General features: G+C 65.9%; 12 protein-coding genes. 6 read left to right on the top strand and 6 right to left on the bottom strand.

Annotated elements, in window-relative coordinates:
• The 3 genes from B7X65_RS16975 to B7X65_RS16965 all read right to left on the bottom strand — a co-directional run bounded on the left by B7X65_RS16975 (position 1) and on the right by B7X65_RS16965 (position 4,272).
• The gene (locus B7X65_RS16975) at positions 1-2,802 is read right to left on the bottom strand and encodes a circularly permuted type 2 ATP-grasp protein (RefSeq protein ID WP_293595480.1); all 2,802 of its coding nucleotides are present in this window, start codon (positions 2,800-2,802) and stop codon (positions 1-3) included.
• Between the two features lie 317 nt (positions 2,803-3,119).
• A complete protein-coding gene (locus B7X65_RS16970) occupies positions 3,120-3,764 on the bottom strand; it encodes a LysE family translocator (protein WP_293595479.1) in 645 nt (214 codons plus the stop codon).
• Between the two features lie 7 nt (positions 3,765-3,771).
• Positions 3,772-4,272, bottom strand: a complete 501-nt coding sequence (locus B7X65_RS16965) for a hypothetical protein (RefSeq protein ID WP_293595478.1) — start codon at positions 4,270-4,272, stop codon at positions 3,772-3,774.
• 103 nt (positions 4,273-4,375) lie between these two features.
• On the opposite strand from B7X65_RS16965, the gene B7X65_RS16960 reads away from it, so the two are divergent.
• A complete protein-coding gene (locus tag B7X65_RS16960; RefSeq protein ID WP_293595477.1) occupies positions 4,376-5,344 on the top strand; it encodes a YafY family protein in 969 nt (322 codons plus the stop codon).
• On the opposite strand, the gene B7X65_RS16955 is transcribed toward B7X65_RS16960, so the two are convergent.
• The gene (locus B7X65_RS16955) at positions 5,325-8,939 is read right to left on the bottom strand and encodes a DUF2126 domain-containing protein (RefSeq protein WP_293595476.1); all 3,615 of its coding nucleotides are present in this window, start codon (positions 8,937-8,939) and stop codon (positions 5,325-5,327) included. The genes B7X65_RS16960 and B7X65_RS16955 overlap by 20 nt on opposite strands.
• 226 nt (positions 8,940-9,165) lie before the next feature.
• Between B7X65_RS16955 and B7X65_RS16950 the strand changes: the two genes are divergently transcribed.
• The 5 genes from B7X65_RS16950 to B7X65_RS16930 all read left to right on the top strand — a co-directional run bounded on the left by B7X65_RS16950 (position 9,166) and on the right by B7X65_RS16930 (position 15,844).
• Positions 9,166-11,730: a DNA internalization-related competence protein ComEC/Rec2 gene (locus tag B7X65_RS16950; RefSeq protein ID WP_293595475.1), complete on the top strand. Its 2,565-nt coding sequence runs from the start codon at positions 9,166-9,168 to the stop codon at positions 11,728-11,730.
• 104 nt (positions 11,731-11,834) lie between these two features.
• Entirely contained in the window at positions 11,835-13,355 is a 1,521-nt protein-coding gene (locus B7X65_RS16945) for a circularly permuted type 2 ATP-grasp protein (RefSeq protein WP_293595474.1), read from the top strand.
• Between the two features lie 15 nt (positions 13,356-13,370).
• Positions 13,371-14,330: an alpha-E domain-containing protein gene (locus tag B7X65_RS16940; protein ID WP_293595473.1), complete on the top strand. Its 960-nt coding sequence runs from the start codon at positions 13,371-13,373 to the stop codon at positions 14,328-14,330.
• Positions 14,331-14,522: 192 nt separating this feature from the next.
• Positions 14,523-15,344 carry a transglutaminase family protein gene (locus B7X65_RS16935; protein WP_293595472.1) on the top strand — a complete coding sequence of 274 codons (822 nt, stop codon included), beginning with the start codon at positions 14,523-14,525 and terminating at the stop codon, positions 15,342-15,344.
• A gap of 11 nt (positions 15,345-15,355) precedes the next feature.
• On the top strand, positions 15,356-15,844 hold the full coding sequence (locus B7X65_RS16930; protein WP_293595471.1) for a hypothetical protein: 489 nt from the start codon (positions 15,356-15,358) through the stop codon (positions 15,842-15,844).
• Between the two features lie 60 nt (positions 15,845-15,904).
• On the opposite strand, the gene mltB is transcribed toward B7X65_RS16930, so the two are convergent.
• Positions 15,905-16,846, bottom strand: coding sequence for a lytic murein transglycosylase B (gene mltB, locus B7X65_RS16925; protein WP_293595606.1), 942 nt, complete (start codon positions 16,844-16,846; stop codon positions 15,905-15,907).
• A gap of 274 nt (positions 16,847-17,120) precedes the next feature.
• A complete protein-coding gene (locus B7X65_RS16920) occupies positions 17,121-19,076 on the bottom strand; it encodes a DUF3488 and transglutaminase-like domain-containing protein (protein WP_293595470.1) in 1,956 nt (651 codons plus the stop codon).
• Between the last annotated feature and the right edge of the window lie 600 nt (positions 19,077-19,676).

Genomic DNA, 19,676 nt, shown 5'->3' with positions numbered 1-19,676 from the left:
TCAGGCGCCCAGGCTGTGTTCGTCAGGGGCCACGTGGCTGAAGTAGCGCCGGCTCAGCGTGTCCGACAGCTCGAAGGCGGCACTGCAGCACAACTCGAGCTGCGCCAGCAGGCCTGCGTACGGTTCGCTGTTCGGCGCGCCGGCGGCGGGGATGCACAGGTCGCTGAGCAGCCAGCTGCCGGGGTCGGGCAGGGCGGGCGTCAGGTCGGGCACCGGCTGCGGTGCACCCACGGTGTTTTCGGCCAGGCGCGCCAGGCGGCCGCGCAGCGTCTGGGTGACCCAGCCGAGCGAGCGCGGGTTGTCGCGGTCCAGCACCAGCAGGTCAAGCAGCGCCCGCACATCGCGCTGCTGCTGGTATTGGGCATGGAAGGTGATGGTGCTGTCGAACAGTGCGAGGATGGCGCCGAAGCCGCCTTCGTCGAAAACGGCGCCGGTTTCAAAGCCGAGGATCAGTGCGGACGCCAGCGTGTTCAGCCGCTCGATGTGGCGCCCCGTGCTGAGCAGGCGCCAGCCGTCGTCGCGGCTCATGCGGTCGGTTTGCGCGCCGGTCATGGCGGCCAGGAAACCACTGGCCGACTCCAGCGCGGCCAGCGCTTCCACCGACGAGTATTCGAGCGCCTGCGACGCGGGGTGTTCGGGGCCGCTGAAGGCTTTGCAGCGTGAGAAAAAATCAGCCTCGGCCCGCATGATCACGTGCCACTGCTCCTGCGACAGCCGCTCGCGCACCGCCGAAGCCGCGCCCTTGAGCGCACGCAGGCTGTAGCCGACGCTGGCGGCCTGATCGGTATCGGCCAGGCTGGCAATCAGTGAGCGTTCGAACACGCGGCGCGACTGCGTCGCAGGCGGCACCGTGTCCATCACCAGGCCGTTTTTCACTGCCAGCTCGGACAGCCAGGCCAGCAGCGGTTGTGAAGTCTGGTATTCACCGTTGAGGGACTGCAGGGTCAGCTGGGCCATGCGGATGGCGTTTTCGGTGCGCTCGGTGTAGCGGCCCAGCCAGAACAGGTTTTCGGCGGCGCGGCTGGTGACCGGGGGCTTGTGCCGCACAGGGGTCGCCGCTCGGGGCTGGGCGCCCGGTTCCGCCGCCAGGCTGACGGCCGACGGTGAGCCGTTGTCGGTGGGGGAGCCCGTGGCGGCGCCGGTCGTCGCCTTGCGCGGCGGTGCAGATTCAGCCAGCGCCCACACATCGGCGCTGCTGCCGCCTTGCTGCATGGATGCAATCTTGTCGTTAGGGCCGGCCAGCCGCGCGAGCCCGCCGGGCAGAACCTGCCAGGAGCCCGCGCCGTCGGCCACCGCAAACACACGCAGCATGGTCGAGCGCGGGGCAATCCGCTGCCCCTGCCAAGTGGGGGTCTGGGACAGCGGCAGGTAGGCCTGCACGGTGTAGTCCTCGCTACGCCGGACCAGGCGACCGGCCCATTCATCGAGTTCGCGGCGCGACAAGGTCTGCGCAATCACCGATTCAATGCCCGACGCCGGATAGGTGCCCTTGATGACACATTCCTTCAGGCGCGGCAGGACCGCCTGCAGCGCAGCCTGCTCGCCGCACCACCAGGTGGCCAGCGAGGGCAGGGCCAGTGGCTCGTCGAGCAGGTGGCGCGACAGTGCCGGCAGAAAGCCCAGCAGCGCGCTGGATTCGAGAAAGGCCGAGCCCGGGGCATTGGCCACCAGCACGTTGCCTGCACGTATGGCTTGCAGCAGGCCGGGCACGCCGAGCGTGGAGTCTGAACGCAGTTCCAGCGGGTCCAGAAACTCGTCGTCCAGGCGCTTGAGCAGGCCGTGCACGGGCTCCAGCCCCTGCAGCGTCTTGAGGTAGAGCTTGTCGTCGCGCACCAGCAGGTCGCTGCCTTCGACCAAAGTCAGGCCGAGGTAACGTGCGAGGTAGGCATGTTCGAAATAGGTTTCGTTGTAGGGACCGGGGGTCAGCAGCACGATGCGACTTTCCTCGCCGCGCGCGTGCGCCGGGCTGGCCGCCTTCATGCCATCGACCAGCGCCTTGTAGGAGGCCGCCAGGCGCTGCACCTTCAGTTCGCGGAAGGCCTCGGGAAACAGCCGCGAGATCGCGAGCCGGTTTTCCAGCAGGTAACCCAGGCCTGAAGGTGCCTGGGTGCGTTGCGACACCACCCACCAGCGCCCGTCGGGGCCGCGCGCCAGGTCGAAGGCGGCGATGTGCAGAAAAGTGCCGCCGGCCGGCACTACGCCGTGCATGGCGCGCAGGTAGCCGGGGTGGCCCTGCACCAGCGCTGCAGGCAGCAGGCCCAGCGCCAGCAACTGCTGGGGGCCGTACACGTCGGCCATGATGCGCTCCAGCAGCCGGGCGCGCTGCTGCACACCGGCGGCAATCTGCGCCCAGTCCTGCGCGGACAGGATCAGCGGAAACAGGTCCAGCGACCAGGGCCGCTGCGGGCCGTTGGCATCGGCATAAACGTTGTAGGTCACGCCGTTGTCGCGGATCTGGCGCTGCAGGTTGGCGGTGCGGTGGTTCAGGTCGTCAAAACCGTCGCCGCCCAGGAAGTTGAAGAAGCGGCTCCAGTCGGGTGCCAGGCTGGCCGCCGGGGCAGCGGTGGGGCCGGCACCGGACGCTGGAACGGGCGCCGCGGGGGCACCCGCCAGCTGCAGCATTTGTGGGGTCTGGCTTTGACTTTGGCCCTGCATCTGACTGGCCGCGGGCGGGGCCTTGTCCAGGGTCCGGCCGTGCAACTCGTCAAAATGACCGATGGAAGCCGGCAGCGCCAACGCTGCTGCCAGGTCGCCAAGTGCTTCCAGCGCGGCGGCTGCGAAAAGGGAGGGGTTGTTTTCCACGGTGGCCCAAGTATGCCTTTATGCCTAAGGAAGCGCTGAACAAGTCCCCTGCGGCGCGCGATCAGCCGGGCTCGGGCGGTCTGCGGCGTTGAATTTCTTGCCAATAGTCAGCTATTGGCTGCGAAATCCGCCCTGCATTCCATCCCGATCCGGCTGCCGCGCATCCGCAAGGACTTCTTCAGCGCTTCCCTAACGCGCGGGCAGGTCCGCGGCCTATTGTTCTGGCCCGGAGCACACGATGGCAGCGCAAGTGGCCACCGTTGTTGCAGCCATAAGACAATTTATGGGCGATCCCGAGGCCAGCGGGGACGCACCTGTCAAAAACCGCGCCATCCTCCCCATGCGGTGTACAGAGCCCCCAGCACCAGCACTGCGCCGACAGCCTGGCCGGCCTTGACCTGACCTTCAGGATGGCCGCGCAGCCAGTCCCGGGCACCCGCTGCGCCCAGGGCCAGGGCGCCATACACCCCCGCCTGTGTCAAGGCGATGATCAGCCCCAGAACCACGGCCTGCAGCCAGACCGGCCCGTACTCGGGCCGCAGGAATTGCGGAAAGACGGCGAGCATGAAGACATAGGCTTTCGGGTTCAGCAGGCAGGTCAGCAGGGCGCGGCCGAAAGTCGCCGGCAGGGAGCGAGAGCGTGTTTCCCCGACCTCGCCCAGCGCCGAAGCGCCGCGCCACAGTGACAGGCCGATCCAGGCGATGTACAGCGCCCCGGCCATCAGCATGGCGTTGAACGCCGCCGGGAACAGCTTGAGTACCACGCCAATGCCGATGGCGCCCAGGGTCACATGCACCGCGCCGCCGGCCACGATGCCGGCGACCGCAGACAGGCCGGAACGGCGTCCGTCCATCAGCGAACTGGCCATGACAAAGGCCATGTCCAGGCCCGGTAGCACGATGATGCCGAACACCATGGCAAAAAACAGCCACAGGTGGGCGGTCTGGGTCAAAGCGGGCATGTCCATTTCAAGCTTCCGTGCGTGTGAACGACATGACCCAGTTGTTCTCCCAGCTGATGCCTTCATCGGCCGAGTAGGCCTGTTCCCATTGCGGGGTGTCACCGCTTGTGTTGGACCAGATGTAGCGAACGCGCACCGGCCGGCCGTCATGAACGTCTGTGCCTTCAAAAATGCCGGTACCCCCCGCAAAAGCCCCGCGCACGGGAGGCTGCAGGAGACCGTCATGCGGGGCGACCCAGTAGATCACCCACTGCCGGGCCTGCAGGTCAAACAGGCGCAGTGAAACGCCCACAGGCCCCGCCTCGTTGCGCATTTCGTCCGTGTTGCCGAGGCCGTCCAGCAGAGGCTGGCAGTATTGCGTGGCTTCAAAGCTGTCCCATTCGGTGCACCCTAGAAGGCGTTGGCGCAGGCGCCTGTTGTGCACCCGCCAGCGGCCGTGCAGGAAATCGAAATCATGCCGCCCGCTTTCTTTGTGGCGGGCGGTAGCGGCCTGGATGGCGATGCTCATGGATATTTCCTTGTGTCTGAGGCCGGTCATCGGCCCCTGAGGAATTCAATGTAAAAGCGTAATAGGGCGATATTGGCCCTGATTAGGTTTTAAACTCGTTCGCATGTATTCGCCCACCACACGCGTGCTCACGGTGCTGGAACTGCTCCAGACCCATGGCCGCCTCAGTGGCGCCGAACTCGCGCGGCGGCTGGAGGTGGACGGCCGCACCTTGCGCCGCTACATCGCCAGGCTGGAAGACCTGGGTATTCCGGTGCTGGCCGAGCGTGGCCGCTACGGCTGTTACCGGCTGATGGCCGGCTTCAAGCTGCCGCCCATGATGTTTACCGACGACGAGGCGCTGGCCCTGTCGGTCGGCCTGGTGGCGGCGCGTGGCCTGGGCCTGGCCGAAGCAGCGCCCGCGGTGCAAAGCGCGCAGGCCAAGCTGGAGCGCGTGATGCCCGGCAAGCTCAAAAACCGCATCCGGGCTCTGGGCGAGACGGTGAGGCTGGATATGGCCCGTTCAGTCGCCCCGAGCGACAACACCGCCTTGCTGGCCCTGAGCAGCGCTGCCCACGGCTGCCAGCGTGTGCACCTGGCTTACCGTTCTGCCGATGGTGTGCTCACCGAGCGGGATCTGGACCCTTATGGCCTGGCCCACCGCGGGGGGCGCTGGTATGCGGTGGGCCTGTGCCACCTGCGCCGGGATCTGCGTTCCTTCCGGCTGGACCGGGTGCTGGAGGTGCAGGCGCTCAATGCCGTGTTCACGCCACCGGCAGACTTCGACGCGGTGCAACATCTCGCGCTGGGGATCGCCACCTTGCCGCGGGCCTTCAGCATCCAGGTGTTGCTGCGCACCGCGATGGAAACCGCGCAGGAACAACTGTTTGAAGGTGTCGGCCTGTTCCAGCCCTGCGCCGGTGGCGTGCTGTTGCACGCGCAGGCCGATGACCTGGACTGGTTTGCGCGCCAGCTGGCCCGGCTGTCGTTTGACTTCGAGATTCGCCAGCCGGCGGAACTGCACGGCGCATTCAGGGTCTGCGTGGACCGTCTGCGCGTACTCGCCGGGGGCGCTAACGCAGATCCAGCGTGAACGGAAACTCCCGGCTCGGCTGCGCCGGCTGGACGCGCATCTTGCCTGCGGTGTGGCCCATCTGGAAAAAGCGGTTCAGGCGCCGGCTTTCGGCTTCGTACGAATTGACGGGCAGGGTGTCGTAACTCAGGCCGCCCGGATGCGCCACGTGGTACTGGCAGCCGCCCAGCGAGCGTTCCATCCAGGTGTCGACGATGTCAAAGGTCAGCGGCGCATGCACGCCGATCGACGGGTGCAGGGCCGAGGGCGGGTTCCAGGCCTTGTAACGCACGCCAGCCACGTATTCGCCGACCGTGCCGGTGCTCTGCAGCGGCAGGGCGCGGCCGTTGGCGGTGATGACGTAGCGGTTGTCGTTGAGGCCGGTGACATGGACCTCGACACGTTCGAGCGAGGAATCCACATAACGCACGGTGCCGCCGGATGAGCCTTCCTCGCCCATCACATGCCAGGGCTCCAGCGCGCTGCGCAGGGTCAGCTCGATGCTGTTGGCCTTGACCTGGCCGATCATCGGGAAGCGGAACTCGAAATGGGGTTCGAACCAGGCCATGTCGAAGGCGTAGCCGGCTTCGTTGAGCTCGGTCAGCACGTCGGCAAAGTCCATGCGCACAAAACCCGGCAGCAAAAAGCGGTCGTGCAGCTCGGTGCCCCAGCGCGTCATTCGGCCGTGGTAAGGCTTGTTCCAGAAACGCGCCACCAGCGCGCGCAGCAGCAACTGCTGCACGATGCTCATGCGGGCGTGCGGCGGCATCTCGAAGGCGCGCAGCTCCAGCAGGCCCAGGCGGCCGGTGGCCGAGTCGGGCGAGTACATCTTGTCGATGCAGAACTCGCTGCGGTGCGTGTTGCCGGTGACGTCGACCAGGATGTTGCGCAGCGTGCGATCGACGATCCACGGCGGCATGTCCTGGCCGTATTTTTCGCGGTTGGCGGCGATTTCGCGTAGCGCGATTTCCAGTTCATACAGCTGGTCGTTGCGCGCTTCATCGACGCGCGGCGCCTGGCTGGTCGGGCCGATGAACATGCCCGAGAACAGATAGCTCAGCGAGGGGTGGTTATGCCAGTAGGCAATCAGGCTGCCCAGCATTTCCGGCTTGCGCAGGAAGGGGCTGTCCGGTGGTGTGGCGCCGCCGAGCACAAAGTGGTTGCCGCCGCCGGTGCCGGTGTGGCGACCGTCGGTCATGAACTTTTCGGCCGACAGGCGTGTCTCGTGCGCGATCTTGTAGAGGAACTCGGTGTGTTCGACCAGCTCGTTCCAGTTGTAGGCCGGGTGGATGTTGACTTCGATTACGCCGGGGTCGGGCGTGACCTGCAGCATCTTCAGGCGCGGGTCGCGTGGCGGCGGGTAACCTTCGAGCACGATCTGCAGGCTAAGGGCCTGCGCGCTGGCCTCTACCGCGGCCAGCAGGTCCAGGTAGTCTTCGAGGCGCTCCAGCGGCGGCATGAAGATGTAGAGCGCGCCGGTCTCAGCCTTCGCGCCTTTTTCCTTGGGCGCTGCCTTGGGTTTGTCTTGGGGGCCATTGGCGCGCGTCGGGTCGCGCACTTCCACACACAGCGCGGTGCGTGTCAGCCAGGCGGCGGACTCGCCGGGTTTGGGCATGCGGGCAGAGGGGTCGGCCGGCGCAATGGCCGGTGCCGCCGTGGCCGCCGGCCGGACGCCCGGTTTGGCGCCCTGGTCGAAGCGAATGTCCACGCTGGACGTGGTGTTCCTGAACTGCATCAAACGGCTGGCTTCGTTGCGCGAAGCGTTGCCCGTCATGTAACGCGCCATGTACTGTGCCAGCATGCTGGCACTGTTGTGCCGGGCGCCGGCCACGGCTGCGGAGACAACAGGTGCGGCCGGAGCGGGCACGCTCAGGCTGCGGGCTGCGTTGTAGCGCTCGGCGAGCGTATCTGCAGACGGCAATTCATCCCGCGGCGCAAACGGGTCGGCCTCGGTCATGTAGGGGAAATCGGTTTTCGAGACCCAGGGCACCGAATCCAGAGGCAGGCGGTAACCCATGGGCGAGTCGCCGGGCATCAAATACATGCGTTCATCGCGGAAAAACCAGGGGCCGGTGGACCATTGGGGCCCTTTGCCTTTTGCGCTTTCATCACGAACCTTGAGCGGCAGCACATAACCCACCACCGCGTCCAGCCCCTGCGAGAACACGCGGCGCAGGCGCGCGCGCTCCATCGCATCGTCGAGCTTGGTGTCGAACGGGTCCACATTGACCGGCAGCCGGCGCTCGCGCCACAGGTAGTACCAGGTGTCTTCGTAGCCCGGCGTGATGTGTTGGGCGGACAGGCCCAGCTTGCCGGCCAGCGTCTCGGTGAAACGGCGCGCATCGTCACTGGTGTAGCTGCAGGGTTGGCGTTCGTCGGTGAACAGCGCCGGGTTCTGCCAGACCGGCTGGCCGTCCTTGCGCCAGAAAATGCTCAGGGCCCAGCGCGGCAGCTGCTCGCCCGGGTACCACTTGCCCTGGCCGAAATGCAGGAAGCCACCGTTGCCGTATTCGGCGCGCAGCTTCTGCACGAGTTCGGTCGCGTAGCCGCGTTTGGTCGGGCCCAGCGCGTCGATGTTCCATTCGGCCGCATCACGGTCCTGCGTGGCGACAAAAGTCGGCTCGCCGCCCATGGTCAGGCGCACATCGCCAGCGAGCAGGTCCTGGTCCACCTGGTGGCCGAGCTTGAGCACATCGGCCCACAGCGCGTCTGTATAAGGCTGGGTCACGCGCGGGGATTCGTAGATGCGCTGCACACCCATGTGGTGGGCAAATTCCACTTCGCTCTTGTCCACGCCGCCTTCAATCGGTGCCGCGCTCGAGGGCTCGGGCGTGCAGGCCAGCGGGATGTGGCCTTCGCCGGCCATCAGGCCCGAGGTCGGGTCCAGGCCGACCCAGCCGGCGCCGGGCAGAAACACCTCGCACCAGGCGTGCAGGTCGGTGAAGTCGGCCTCGGCGCCGCTGGGGCCGTCGAGCGACTTGACGTCGGCCTTGAGCTGGATCAGGTAACCCGAGACAAAACGAGCGGCCAGGCCGAGGTGGCGAAACAGCTGCACCATGAGCCAGCCGGTGTCGCGGCAGGAACCGACGGCGAGCTGCAGGGTTTCTTCCGGCGTCTGCACGCCCGGCTCCATGCGGATCGCGTACTTGATGTCGTGCTGCAGCTTCTGGTTCAGCCCGACCAGGAAGTCGATGGTGCGTTTGGGCGTGCGGTCGATGCCGGCCAGATAACTCTTGAGCAACGGTGTGGCCGGCTCGGTGGCAAGGTAGGGCGCCAGCTCATGCGCCTGTTCCTTGCTGTACTTGAAAGGGAACTCCTCGGCTTCGGGCTCGAGGAAAAAGTCGAACGGGTTGAACACCGCCATTTCGACGACCAGGTCCACCGTGACCTTGAACTCGCGCGTTGGCTCGGGAAACACCAGCCTTGCCTGGTAGTTGGCAAACGGATCCTGCTGCCAGTTGATGAAATGGCCCTTGGGCTCCACCGTCAGCGAATACGACAACACCTTGGTGCGGCTGTGCGGCGCTGGTCGCAGCCTGACCACCTGCGGGCCGAGGCGAACCAGCCGGTCGTATTGGTAGTGGGTGATGTGACTGAGGGCAACGTGAATGGACAAGGCAATCTCGCTTTTCGAATATTTCAGGAGCTGTGTTGGCACTATGCCGCAGAAACAGCACGCCGGTCGCAACCGGCGGCTGAATAGCGGTTTTAACGCGATCCCTACAAGCAAGAGCTGCGCCAAAGACCGACATGGCTGTCAGCGCGAGGCCTGAGTTCTCCGTTAAGCACGGGATCGGAAACTGCCGGGCAGAAAAAAACAGGGGGGCGTTTTGGTGAAAGTGATGTCAGCCGCGACGCCTCCCGGGGCCAGGCTGCTGGGCCCGGTCCTGCTCGGTTTTGTGGCGGGCGCCGCCCTGCAGTTGCAGCAGCGCGGGCTGTGGGATGCCGGATGGTATGCCGGCATCGCCGGCGCTGCTACCGTGCTGGCCGGCCTGGTGGCGGCGGTAACCTCCCCGGCGAAGGCGGCCTGGTCCGCGCGCAGCCTGGCGACACTGGTGCTCGCACTGGCGGCAGGGTTTGCACTGACCGGCCTGCGCGCGGCTGCCTTCCAGGCCGGTGCACTGGCTCCGGCGCTGGAAGGCAGGGACATCGTGGTGACGGGCCGGGTGCTGGCCATGCCCCAGCGCAGCGACGACGGCTTGCGTTTCCGGTTCGCGGTGGAGAGCGCCCGGCTGGACGGGCAGCCGGTGGTTATGCCGCCGCAGCTCTACCTCGGCTGGTATGCAGGTTTTGGCAGCCGGGAAGCCGTGGATACCGAAAGCCTGGACGCTCCCGCGGCGCTTCTTGCCCTGCAGCGCCAGCCGCAAAACCTGCGTGCTGGCGAGCAGTGGCGGATGACGGTGCGACTGAAGGCGCCGCACGGCAACAGCAATCCGCACGGCTTCGACTACGAACTCTGGCTGTGGGAGCAGGGCCTGCAAGCCACCGGTTATGTGCGTGCCGGACCGCGCGATGCGCCGCCGCAGATGCTGGCCGACGGCTGGCGCCATCCGGTCGAGCGGGCGCGGCAGTGGATGCGTGACGCGGTGTATGCACGCGTGAGCGATCGTCAACTGGCCGGCGTGGTGGCGGCCCTGCTGGTCGGCGACCAGAACGCCATCGAACGCGCCGACTGGGATGTGTTCCGCGCCACTGGGGTGGCCCACCTCATGTCCATCTCAGGATTGCACATCACCATGTTTGCCTGGCTGGCCGCGCAGGCCGTCGGCTGGCTGTGGCGGCGTTCGGCGCGCTGGAGCCCGGCCCTGTGTCTGGCGGTTCCGGCCGCCAGCGCCGCAGCCTGGGGCGGCCTGCTGCTGGCCGCGGCGTACGCGCTGTTTTCCGGCTGGGGCGTGCCGGCGCAGCGCACGGTCTGGATGCTGGCGGCCGTGGTGCTGCTGCGCCAGAGCGGCAAACGCTGGCCGTGGCCGCAGGTGTGGCTGCTGGCCATGGCGGTGGTGGTGGCGCTGGATCCCTGGGCCTTGCTGCAGGCCGGCTTCTGGCTGTCGTTTGTGGCGGTAGGCGTATTGTTCGCAGCGGGCTCGCACCCGCCGCAGCATGCTACAAATTCAGGAGCTACCGGCGCCCGTGGAGAAAGGGCTGGAGGCCAAAACGACTCTCAAACTTCGCGCTGGACGGCCATGCTGCCCGTCTGGCTGGGTGCTGCAGCAAAGTCTGTGCTTCGTTCTGCCCGCGAGCAATGGATTGTGACCCTGGCGCTGGCGCCGCTGTCGCTGCTGCTGTTCAACCAGGTGTCGCTGGTTGGCCTGCTCGCCAACGGCCTGGCGATTCCGTGGGTGACCTTGCTCGTGACGCCGTTGACCATGCTGGGCGTGGTGTGGGCGCCGGTCTGGGATCTGGCCGCCGGGGCGGTTGCGGCCCTGATGGTATTTTTGCAATGGCTGGCGCGCTGGCCGCTGGCCAGCATCAGCGTGGCGGCCGCGCCGCTGTGGTGTGCGGTGGCCGGTGTGGCTGGCGGTCTGTTGCTGGCCATGCGTCTGCCCTGGCACTGGCGGGCGCTGGGTCTGCCGCTGCTGCTGCCGGTACTGCTCTGGCAGCCGCTGCGCCCGCCGGCCGGGGAGTTCGAACTGATCGCCGCCGATGTGGGACAGGGCAATGCGCTGGTCGTTCGCACCGCCGGCCACACGCTGGTTTATGACAGCGGGCCGCGCTTTTCGCGCGAGAGCGACGCCGGGCACCGGGTGCTGGTGCCTTTGTTGCGTGCCCTCGGCGAGCGCGTGGACACGCTGATGCTGAGCCATCGCGACAGCGACCACATTGGCGGCGCGCCGGCCGTGCTGGCGATGCAACCGCAGGCGGCCCTGCTCAGTTCCATCGAAGACGGCCACGAGCTGCAGGCGCTGCGCCCGGCCACCCGCTGTGTGGCGGGCCAGCGCTGGCAGTGGGACGGGGTCGATTTCGAGGTCCTGCATCCGGCCGCCGGCGACTATGCAACGCCGGCCCGGTCCAACGCGATGAGCTGCGTGCTGCGCCTGTCCAACGGTCGGCGCAGCGCCTTGCTGGCCGGCGACATCGAGCTGGCGCAGGAGCAGCGCCTGGTGGCCGCCGGCGCGCCGCTGCGGGCCGACGTGTTGCTGGTGCCGCACCACGGCAGCAAGACCTCGTCCAGCGCGGCGTTTCTGGATGCGGTGCAGCCCACGCTGGCGCTGGCGCAGGCCGGTTACCGCAACCGTTTTGGCCACCCGGCGCAGGCGGTGCTGGCGCGTTACCGCGAGCGCGGGATTGTTGTGGTCGCTTCCCCGGTCTGCGGCGCCGCCACCTGGGCCAGCCAGCACCCGGCGGAGGTCCGCTGCCAGCGGCAGGCGGCGCTGCGTTACTGGCAGCACCGGATGGACGCGGCGCCCTAAGCAGAAATCTGCACAAATAGTGATCGGCCTACGAACGGCTGGCGCATTACTTGCTAAGCTAGCTGCATAACGATCCATTCGTAAACCTGCTGGAGACCAAGCCGATGAGCCGCCCCATGTTTGATGAGATGAATGCAACGGCGTCCAGCGTCCGCGAGCACTACCAGGCCTACCAGCGCTGGCTGGCCAGACAACCAGATCAGGTCATGCAGGCCAGGCGCGCAGAAGCCGAAATGATCTTCCGCCGCGTTGGCATCACCTTCGCCGTGTATGGTGACAAGGACGACGGCAACTCCGAAACCGGCGGCACCGAAAGGCTGATTCCCTTCGACCTGATCCCGCGCATCATCCCCGCGCACGAGTGGGCCAGCATGGAAAAAGGGCTGATCCAGCGCGTCACCGCGCTGAATCGCTTCATCCACGATGTCTACCACGACCAGGAGATCATCAAGGCCGGTGTGATTCCGTCCGAGCAGATTTTCCAGAACGCGCAGTTCCGCCCCGAGATGATGGGCGTCGAGGTGCCCGGCAACATCTACTCGCACATCAGCGGCATCGACATCGTGCGCGCGCCCAACGCGCAGGGCGAGGGCGAGTACTACGTGCTCGAGGACAACCTGCGCGTTCCCAGCGGCGTGAGCTACATGCTGGAAGACCGCAAGATGATGATGCGGCTTTTCCCCGACCTGTTCAGCGAGAACCGCGTTGCCCCGGTTGCGCATTACCCCGACCTGCTGCTGGAAACCCTGCGCGACAACTCGCCGGCGCACCGCGCCGAACCGACGGTGGTGGTGCTGACGCCCGGCATGTACAACTCGGCCTATTTTGAACACGCCTTCCTGGCCCAGCAGATGGGCGTCGAGCTGGTCGAGGGGCAGGACCTGTTCGTCAAGGACAACTTCGTCTACATGCGCACCACGCGCGGCCCGAAACGTGTGGACGTGATTTACCGCCGCGTTGACGATGACTTCCTCGACCCGCTGGCCTTCCGTCCGACTTCCACACTCGGCTGTGCCGGCCTGCTCAACGTTTATCGCAGCGGCAACGTGGCGCTGTGCAACGCCATCGGCACCGGGGTGGCCGACGACAAGTCGATTTACCCCTATGTGCCCAAGATGATCGAGTTCTACCTCGGTGAAAAACCCATCCTGAAAAACGTCCCGACCTACATGTGCCGCAATGCAGACGACCTGAAGTACACGCTGGCCAACATGAAAGACCTGGTTGTCAAGGAAGTGCACGGCGCCGGTGGTTACGGCATGCTGGTCGGCCCGGCGGCGACACAGGCCGAAATCGAGGACTTCCGCAAGGCCGTGCTGGCCAACCCGGCCGGCTACATCGCCCAGCCGACGCTGAGCCTGTCGACTTGCCCGACTTATGTCGAAAGCGGCATCGCGCCGCGCCACATCGATCTGCGGCCGTTTGTGCTGAGCGGAAAAACCGTGCAGATGGTGCCGGGCGGCCTGACCCGTGTGGCATTGAAGGACGGCTCACTGGTGGTCAACTCCTCGCAGGGCGGCGGCACCAAGGACACCTGGGTGCTTGAAGATGGCGACAGCCCCATGCAGACCCAGTCCCAATCGCAATCCGGGCAGTCCCAGACGCAGTCGCTGGCCTCCAACTGAAGGAAGGGAATCACCATGCTTTCAAGAACCGCTGATCACCTTTTCTGGATGTCGCGCTACACAGAGCGCGCCGAAAACACCGCGCGCATGCTGGACGTCAATTACCAGACCTCGCTGCTGCCGCAATCCACGGCCGTGGCGCAAGTGGGCTGGAAGGGCCTGCTCAGCATCAGCGAACTCTCGGCCGCCTATGAAAGCAAATACGGCGGCGTGAACGCGCGCGATGTGATGGACTTCATGGTGCGTGACGAGAAAAATTCGTCGAGCATCATCTCCTGCCTGAAAAACGCTCGCGAGAACGCGCGCGCCGTGCGCGGCACGCTGACCACCGAGGTCTGGGAAACGCAGAACCAGACCTACCTCGAAATTTTCCGCATGTTGCGCAACGGCGACTTCGAGCGCGACCCCAGCCAGTTTTTTGAATGGGTCAAGTTCCGCTCGCATCTGTCGCGCGGCGTTACCGTCGGCACCATGCTGCAGGACGAGGCGCTGTACTTCATGCGGCTGGGGACCTTCCTCGAACGCGCCGACAACACCGCGCGCCTGGTGGATGTGAAGTTCCACGCGGTGCAAAGCGACTTTTACGGCGCGGCCAGTGTGAAAGACCAGGAGTACGACTTCTACCACTGGAGCGCGATCCTGCGCAGCGTCAGCGCCTTCGAGATTTACCGCCGGGTTTACCGCAACGTGATCAAGCCCGAACGCGTGGCCGAGTTGCTGATCCTGCGCGCCGACATGCCGCGCTCGCTGGCCGCCAGCCTGCAGGAGGTGGTGAGCAACCTGGCGAGGGTCACCGACGACCAGACCTGCGAGACCGTGCGCCGCGCCGGCAAGCTCAATGCCGATTTGCAGTACGCACGCATCGACGAGATCCTGGCCACCGGCCTGCACGCCTACCTGACGCAGTTCCTCGACCGCGTGAACGAACTCGGCACCCACATCAGCCGCGACTTCCTGGTTCCGGCGACGGCGTGAAGCACCACCGCGCGCCTGGTCACGCCAGGCAAGCCACCCCTTCCTGGAGCGCGCAGTGAACGAACGTGGGACTTTCCAATCAAGCAGGGGCCGCGGAACCGGCTTTGCCGGGCCGCAGGCGCAGAGGCCCCTTTTTCAGTGCGAGGGGCAGGGAGCTGCCGCAGGCTCGAAGCGAGCGAACGTGGGGGCCCTATGAAGTTACACGTCCGGCACACCACGCGTTACCACTACACCGAGCCCCTGCGTTATGCGCTGCAGACGCTGTGGCTGACGCCGAAGTCCGGCCCCTCGCAAACCGTCCTTTTCTGGACGCTGGGCGCGCCGGGTGTGCTGCATGAGCAGCATGACGGCTTCGCCAACAGCATTCACTCCTACACCTTTGTCGCCGAAGCGGCGGCTCACGTGACCGGCAGCCTGGTCAACGCGGCGGGGCAGGTCGACACGCTGGGCATCGCCGAATTCACCGACGACGCGGCGATGCCGCACCCGGCCTTTTTCCTGAGGCCGACGGCGCTCGCGGCGCCGCATCCTTCGCTGGCCGAGTTCGGCCGCCGCTTTGTGCCGCCGTCCACGCAGGCTGGTGTTACGGACTTGAGCATGCTTTTGGCCCTGAGCCAAGGCGTAGCGGACGCTGTCAGCTATCAAAAAAATAGCACCAGCGTGACCACCACGGCGCTGCAGGCCTTTGAAGCCGGCGCCGGTGTCTGCCAGGACCAGGCCCATGTGATGGTGGCCGTCTGCCGCAGCCTGGGCATTCCGGCGCGGTATGTCAGCGGTTATTTTTACGCCGCCAACGAACCCGACCTCGCCAGCCACGCCTGGGCCGACATCTGCCTCGACGTGGCGGCCCGGCGCTGGGTCAGCATCGACGTGACGCACAGCTGCCCCATCGACCAGCGCCACGTGCGTCTGGCCGTCGGCACCGACTACAACGCCTGCCCGCCCATCAAGGGCATACGCCATGGCGGCGGGGAGGAGGAGATGTTGGTGGACATCACGATTGAGCCGGTTTAGGGCATAGCCGCGTGACACTCGACAAGTTCCGCATCATTGCGCAGCAGAAGTGCTGGGGTTCATATGCCACGTCACTCCTACACGACGCAGGCGCAGTCTCAGAGGTACGTGACAGCTTTGGGACGTATTGGATTGAAGCGGGCCATGTCATGCGAGAGCAGATTGCAGATGATCAGTTACTTGTACGGCTGCTACGTCGCATTCTTTGCCCTTACACGGGAACGTCGATGGAGTTGTACCGCGGGGAAAACCGGAGCCGTTGGCAGAATCACTCCATTGGTTTGGCGTGGACGTCGAGCATCGAGACTGCGAGGATGTTTGGTGGCGGACTGAATGCGGTTCAATCGGGTGGCGTGTTGTTGAAGGCAAGCTTCAAACCAGAAACGATCATCAGCGGACCAAACGACCACAGCAAGTATCTGGGGGAAGATCAATACACCATCGACCCGTTTTTCTTGTCGGACCTGTCCGTTGTTGAGTTCTTTCCTCCAACCAGATAGGTTCCAAAGCACAGCCGGTGCAACAGCAAGAGTCTGCGTGGCAGCTCTTACTTGACAATCTCATTTCACCCGCGCCGCCACTTCCCGCCCCAGCTCAATCACCGCCATCGCGTAATAACTGCTCCAGTTGTAGCGCGTGATGGCATAGAAATTTTCAGTCCCCGCGACGTAACTCGGCGCGCTGCCGCCGTTGTTGGGGTCGCCATTGAGCAGCTCGATCAGCGCCAGCGGGCCGGTGTGGTTCAGCGCCTGGCCTTCAAGTACTGCGCCCCTGGCGGTGAAGCTGGCCATGCTGAAGGTCGGCAAAATGTCGGGGGCCATCAGCGTGTCCATGTCCAGCGTGGCCGCATCAAAACGGACCGGGTAATGCGTGGGCATGCCGGGTTGCCAGTTGAAGGCCTTGAAATAACTGGCGACCGAGCCGATCACGTCGGCGGGGCTGTTCCACAAGTCCACCTTGCCGTCGCCGTCGAAGTCCACCGCGTACTTGACCCAGCTCGAAGGCATGAACTGCGGCATGCCCATGGCGCCGGCATAACTGCCGCGGGGGCCCAAGGGGTCGCTGCCCAGGCGGCTCTGGTGGCTCAGGAACTGTTCGAGTTCGCCTTTGAAAAATGCGCTACGTTCGCTGGCGCGCGGATGGCTGGACGGAAAGTCGAAGGCCAGCGTGGTCAGCGCGTCCAGCACGCGGAACTTGCCGGTGTCGCGCCCGTAAATGGTTTCCACGCCGATGATGCCGACGATGATGTCGGCGGGCACACCATATTCCTGTTCAGCGCGCGCCAGGCTGGCCTGGTTGTCTTGCCAGAAAGCTGCGCCGGCTGCGATGCGCACCGGGTCGATGAAACGGCTGCGGTAGACGCGCCAGTTCTTGGTGAACGTTTTGGCCGGCGGCTGCATCAGCCGCGCGACGGTGGGGCTGAAGCGCGCCTGGCCGATGGCGTTGCGCACCCATGACACGTCGAGGTCGCGCCGGCTGGCCATGTCTTCGGCAAAACGCATGGCTTCGGGGCGGCCAGCGTAGGCGGTGTCCTGCCCGGCCGCCTGCTGCACCTTGATCCTTCGGGGTTTGAGGTCTTTTGCGGTGCTGGCGCTTGCTGTGCCTGCGCCGACAGCTATCAAAAGCAGAGCAGCCAGGAAGCGGGGCGAGGCAGGGGGAGAAAACGGGCGGGCAATCATGCGGAAGAGGGCGGGTCCAGAAAAACGGAAAGAAAGCGCGGTAGGCTGACAGTATGGCGCCAAGCGCATAACCCACTATGTCGGGCGGGAAAAAAAGTCAGGCCGGCCAGCGCAGGCCGGCATATTGTTTCTTGAGCCGGGCCAAGGGGGTGGCTGTGCCGCCGGTGGGCGTGGCTGCATAACGCTGCGCTTCCAGTTGCAGCAGCCAGTCGTGCAGCGCCTGGCCCTCGTCGCCGTATCGCTGCAAAACCTGCAGCGCCAGTTGGCGCGGGGAGGTGGCCGCATGGCTGTCCAGCCCGGCCCTGGCCAGCTGTTTGCGGGCGCGGCCCAGCAGGCGCAGCCAGGGGTCGTGCTGGCTGCGGTCCCACAGGGTCCAGGCCGCCCCGGCCAGGCTGAGCGCCACGACGATGCCGATCAGCACGTAGGCGAGGTCTTCCCAGCTTGGGGATTCAAAACCGATGTCCTTGAGCAGTTGCAGCTGCTTGCCCTGGGTGTAGGTGAGGATCCACTGGTTCCAGCGGTTGTTGACGGCCTCCCAGGTGGCGCGCAGCTGCGCCGACAGCGTCGGGCTGAAGGTGCCCAGGGCCTGCCCAACCAGCCCTTGCGGTGCCGCCAGCCGCTGGAAGGCGCCGGTGCGTCCTGGCGATACGGCCGAGGTCGGGTCCACACGCACCCAGCCCTGGCCGGCCTGCCAGACTTCGGCCCAGGCGTGAGCGTCGCTCTGGCGCAGCACCCAGAAGCCGTCGACGGAGTTGATCTCGCCGCCCTGGTAGCCGGTGACGATGCGGGTCGGCACGTCCATGGCGCGCATCAGCACCACAAAGCTTGATGCGATGTGTTCGCAGAAACCTTCCTTGCGGTCGAACCAGAACTCGTCGGCGGTGTTGGCGCCGTACACGTCGGGCTCCAGCGTGTAGGTGTAGCCGCCTGTGCGCAATCTCTCCATGACCGCCTGCACCAGCGCCTCGGTGTCGGCCCGTGCGTAACGCGGGTCGCGCCGGATCTCGGCGGCCAGCGCCAGGGTGCGCGGGTTGAAGCCGGGCGGCAGTTCGACAAACTCCTGCAGGCCTACTTCCTGCCGGTCGGGTCCGTGCCTGAACACCGGGTGGCTTTTCACCTGGTAGCGAACCAGGTCGGTGATGGGCCGGTCTGTCAGCCATTGCAGGTCGCTGTTCATGCGGGTCCGGTAGCCGGGAGGCAGGCTGGGGCTCTCGGCCGCGGCCTCCATCACAAACAGCCAGGGCCGGCTCGTGGGCTCCAGCGTGACCTGGTAGGCGACGGGCGGGCCTTGAACTTCCAGGCTGGCGGGAAGGCGGTAGCGCTGGGGAAAACTCGATGTGCTGGAGGGCCGCCACTCGCGCCCGTCGAAGGCAGAGAGCACGGGCCCGCGAAAGTACAGCTCGCGCTGCGGCGGCGGCCGGCCTTCAAACGCAATCCGCATGGCGATGCTGCTGTCGAGTGCCAGGCTGGCAATGGTGCCGACCTGCATGGTGGCGCTCAGGCCGCTGCGGCCCGTCATGGCATCCGAGGGCACGCCCCACAGCGGCGCCAGGCGCGGAAACAGCACAAACAGCAGCACCATCACCGGCGCACCGAGCAGCGCCATCCATCCGGCGGTTTTTGCGGCCTGCAGCAGCGGCGGCTTGCCGACCGGCATGTGGGCGTTGACCAGGGCCGTCAACAGGCCCAGCAGGCCCAGCAGCATGCTGAAGGCCGTCAGCAGCGACTGGGAGTAGAAAAAATTGGTGAGCATCGTGAAGAAGCTCAGGAAAAACACCACAAAGGCGTCGCGCCTGGCGCGCAGTTCCAGCGTCTTGAGCGCCAGCAAGATCACGATCAGCGTGACGCCGGCATCCCGGCCCAGCAACGTGCGGTGGGTCGCCAGCGTGGCGGCGATGGAAACGGCCAGCAGACCCAGCAGCCACCATCTGTTCGGCAGCGGTTTGTTGCCAAAGGCCAGCCGGCCGCGCCACAGCAGCATACCGGCCGCCAGCGCGCTGCACCACCAGGGCAACTCGCTGACTTGCGGCAACAGCACCCAGGCGATGACCACCAGCAGGAAGAGGGTGTCGCGGCTGTCGCGGGGCAGGGTTTGGAGGCGGGCTGTCTGCCAGCAAGCCGGGGGTTGCCCGGCGGCAACTCACTTTTCTTTTGCGTCGCCAAAAGAAAAGTAAGCAAAAGAAAAGGCGACCCTGCTGTCTGCGACCCCCTTCGCTTGCGCTACGGGGGCAACCTGCGGTGCTCGGTCCAGCCGGGGCCGGGCTCGAACTCGCTGCGCTCAGACAATCGCCCGTCCTGATCCGGCTGGACCTCCGCTCCTCGGCGCAGCCAGAAGGGTGGTGGGGTCGGGAGCGGGTACGGGTACGTAATCGGGCTCCGGCGAGGACGCGCAAAGCGCGTCCTCGCCTCCCCGCATCCGCATTTGCATTCGTATTCGTTTCCCACACCCGTCGGGCTGGGCCGAGGAGCGCAGACAAAAGCGGATCAGGGCTCGCGATTGTCTGAGCCGAAGGCGAGTTCGAGCGAGACCCCGCTTTTGTCGAGCACCGCAGGCTGCCCGCAGCGAAGCGGAGGGACCCAGACCATCGGGTCGCCTTCTCTTTGCTTACTTTCTCTTGGCGAAGCAAGAGAAAGTGAGTCGCCCGCCGGGGCG

The organism is Polaromonas sp. 39-63-25 (assembly GCF_002278925.1).
Taxonomy (GTDB): Bacteria; Pseudomonadota; Gammaproteobacteria; order Burkholderiales; family Burkholderiaceae_C; genus Polaromonas.
This window is presented reverse-complemented; position numbering and strand designations above follow the sequence as displayed.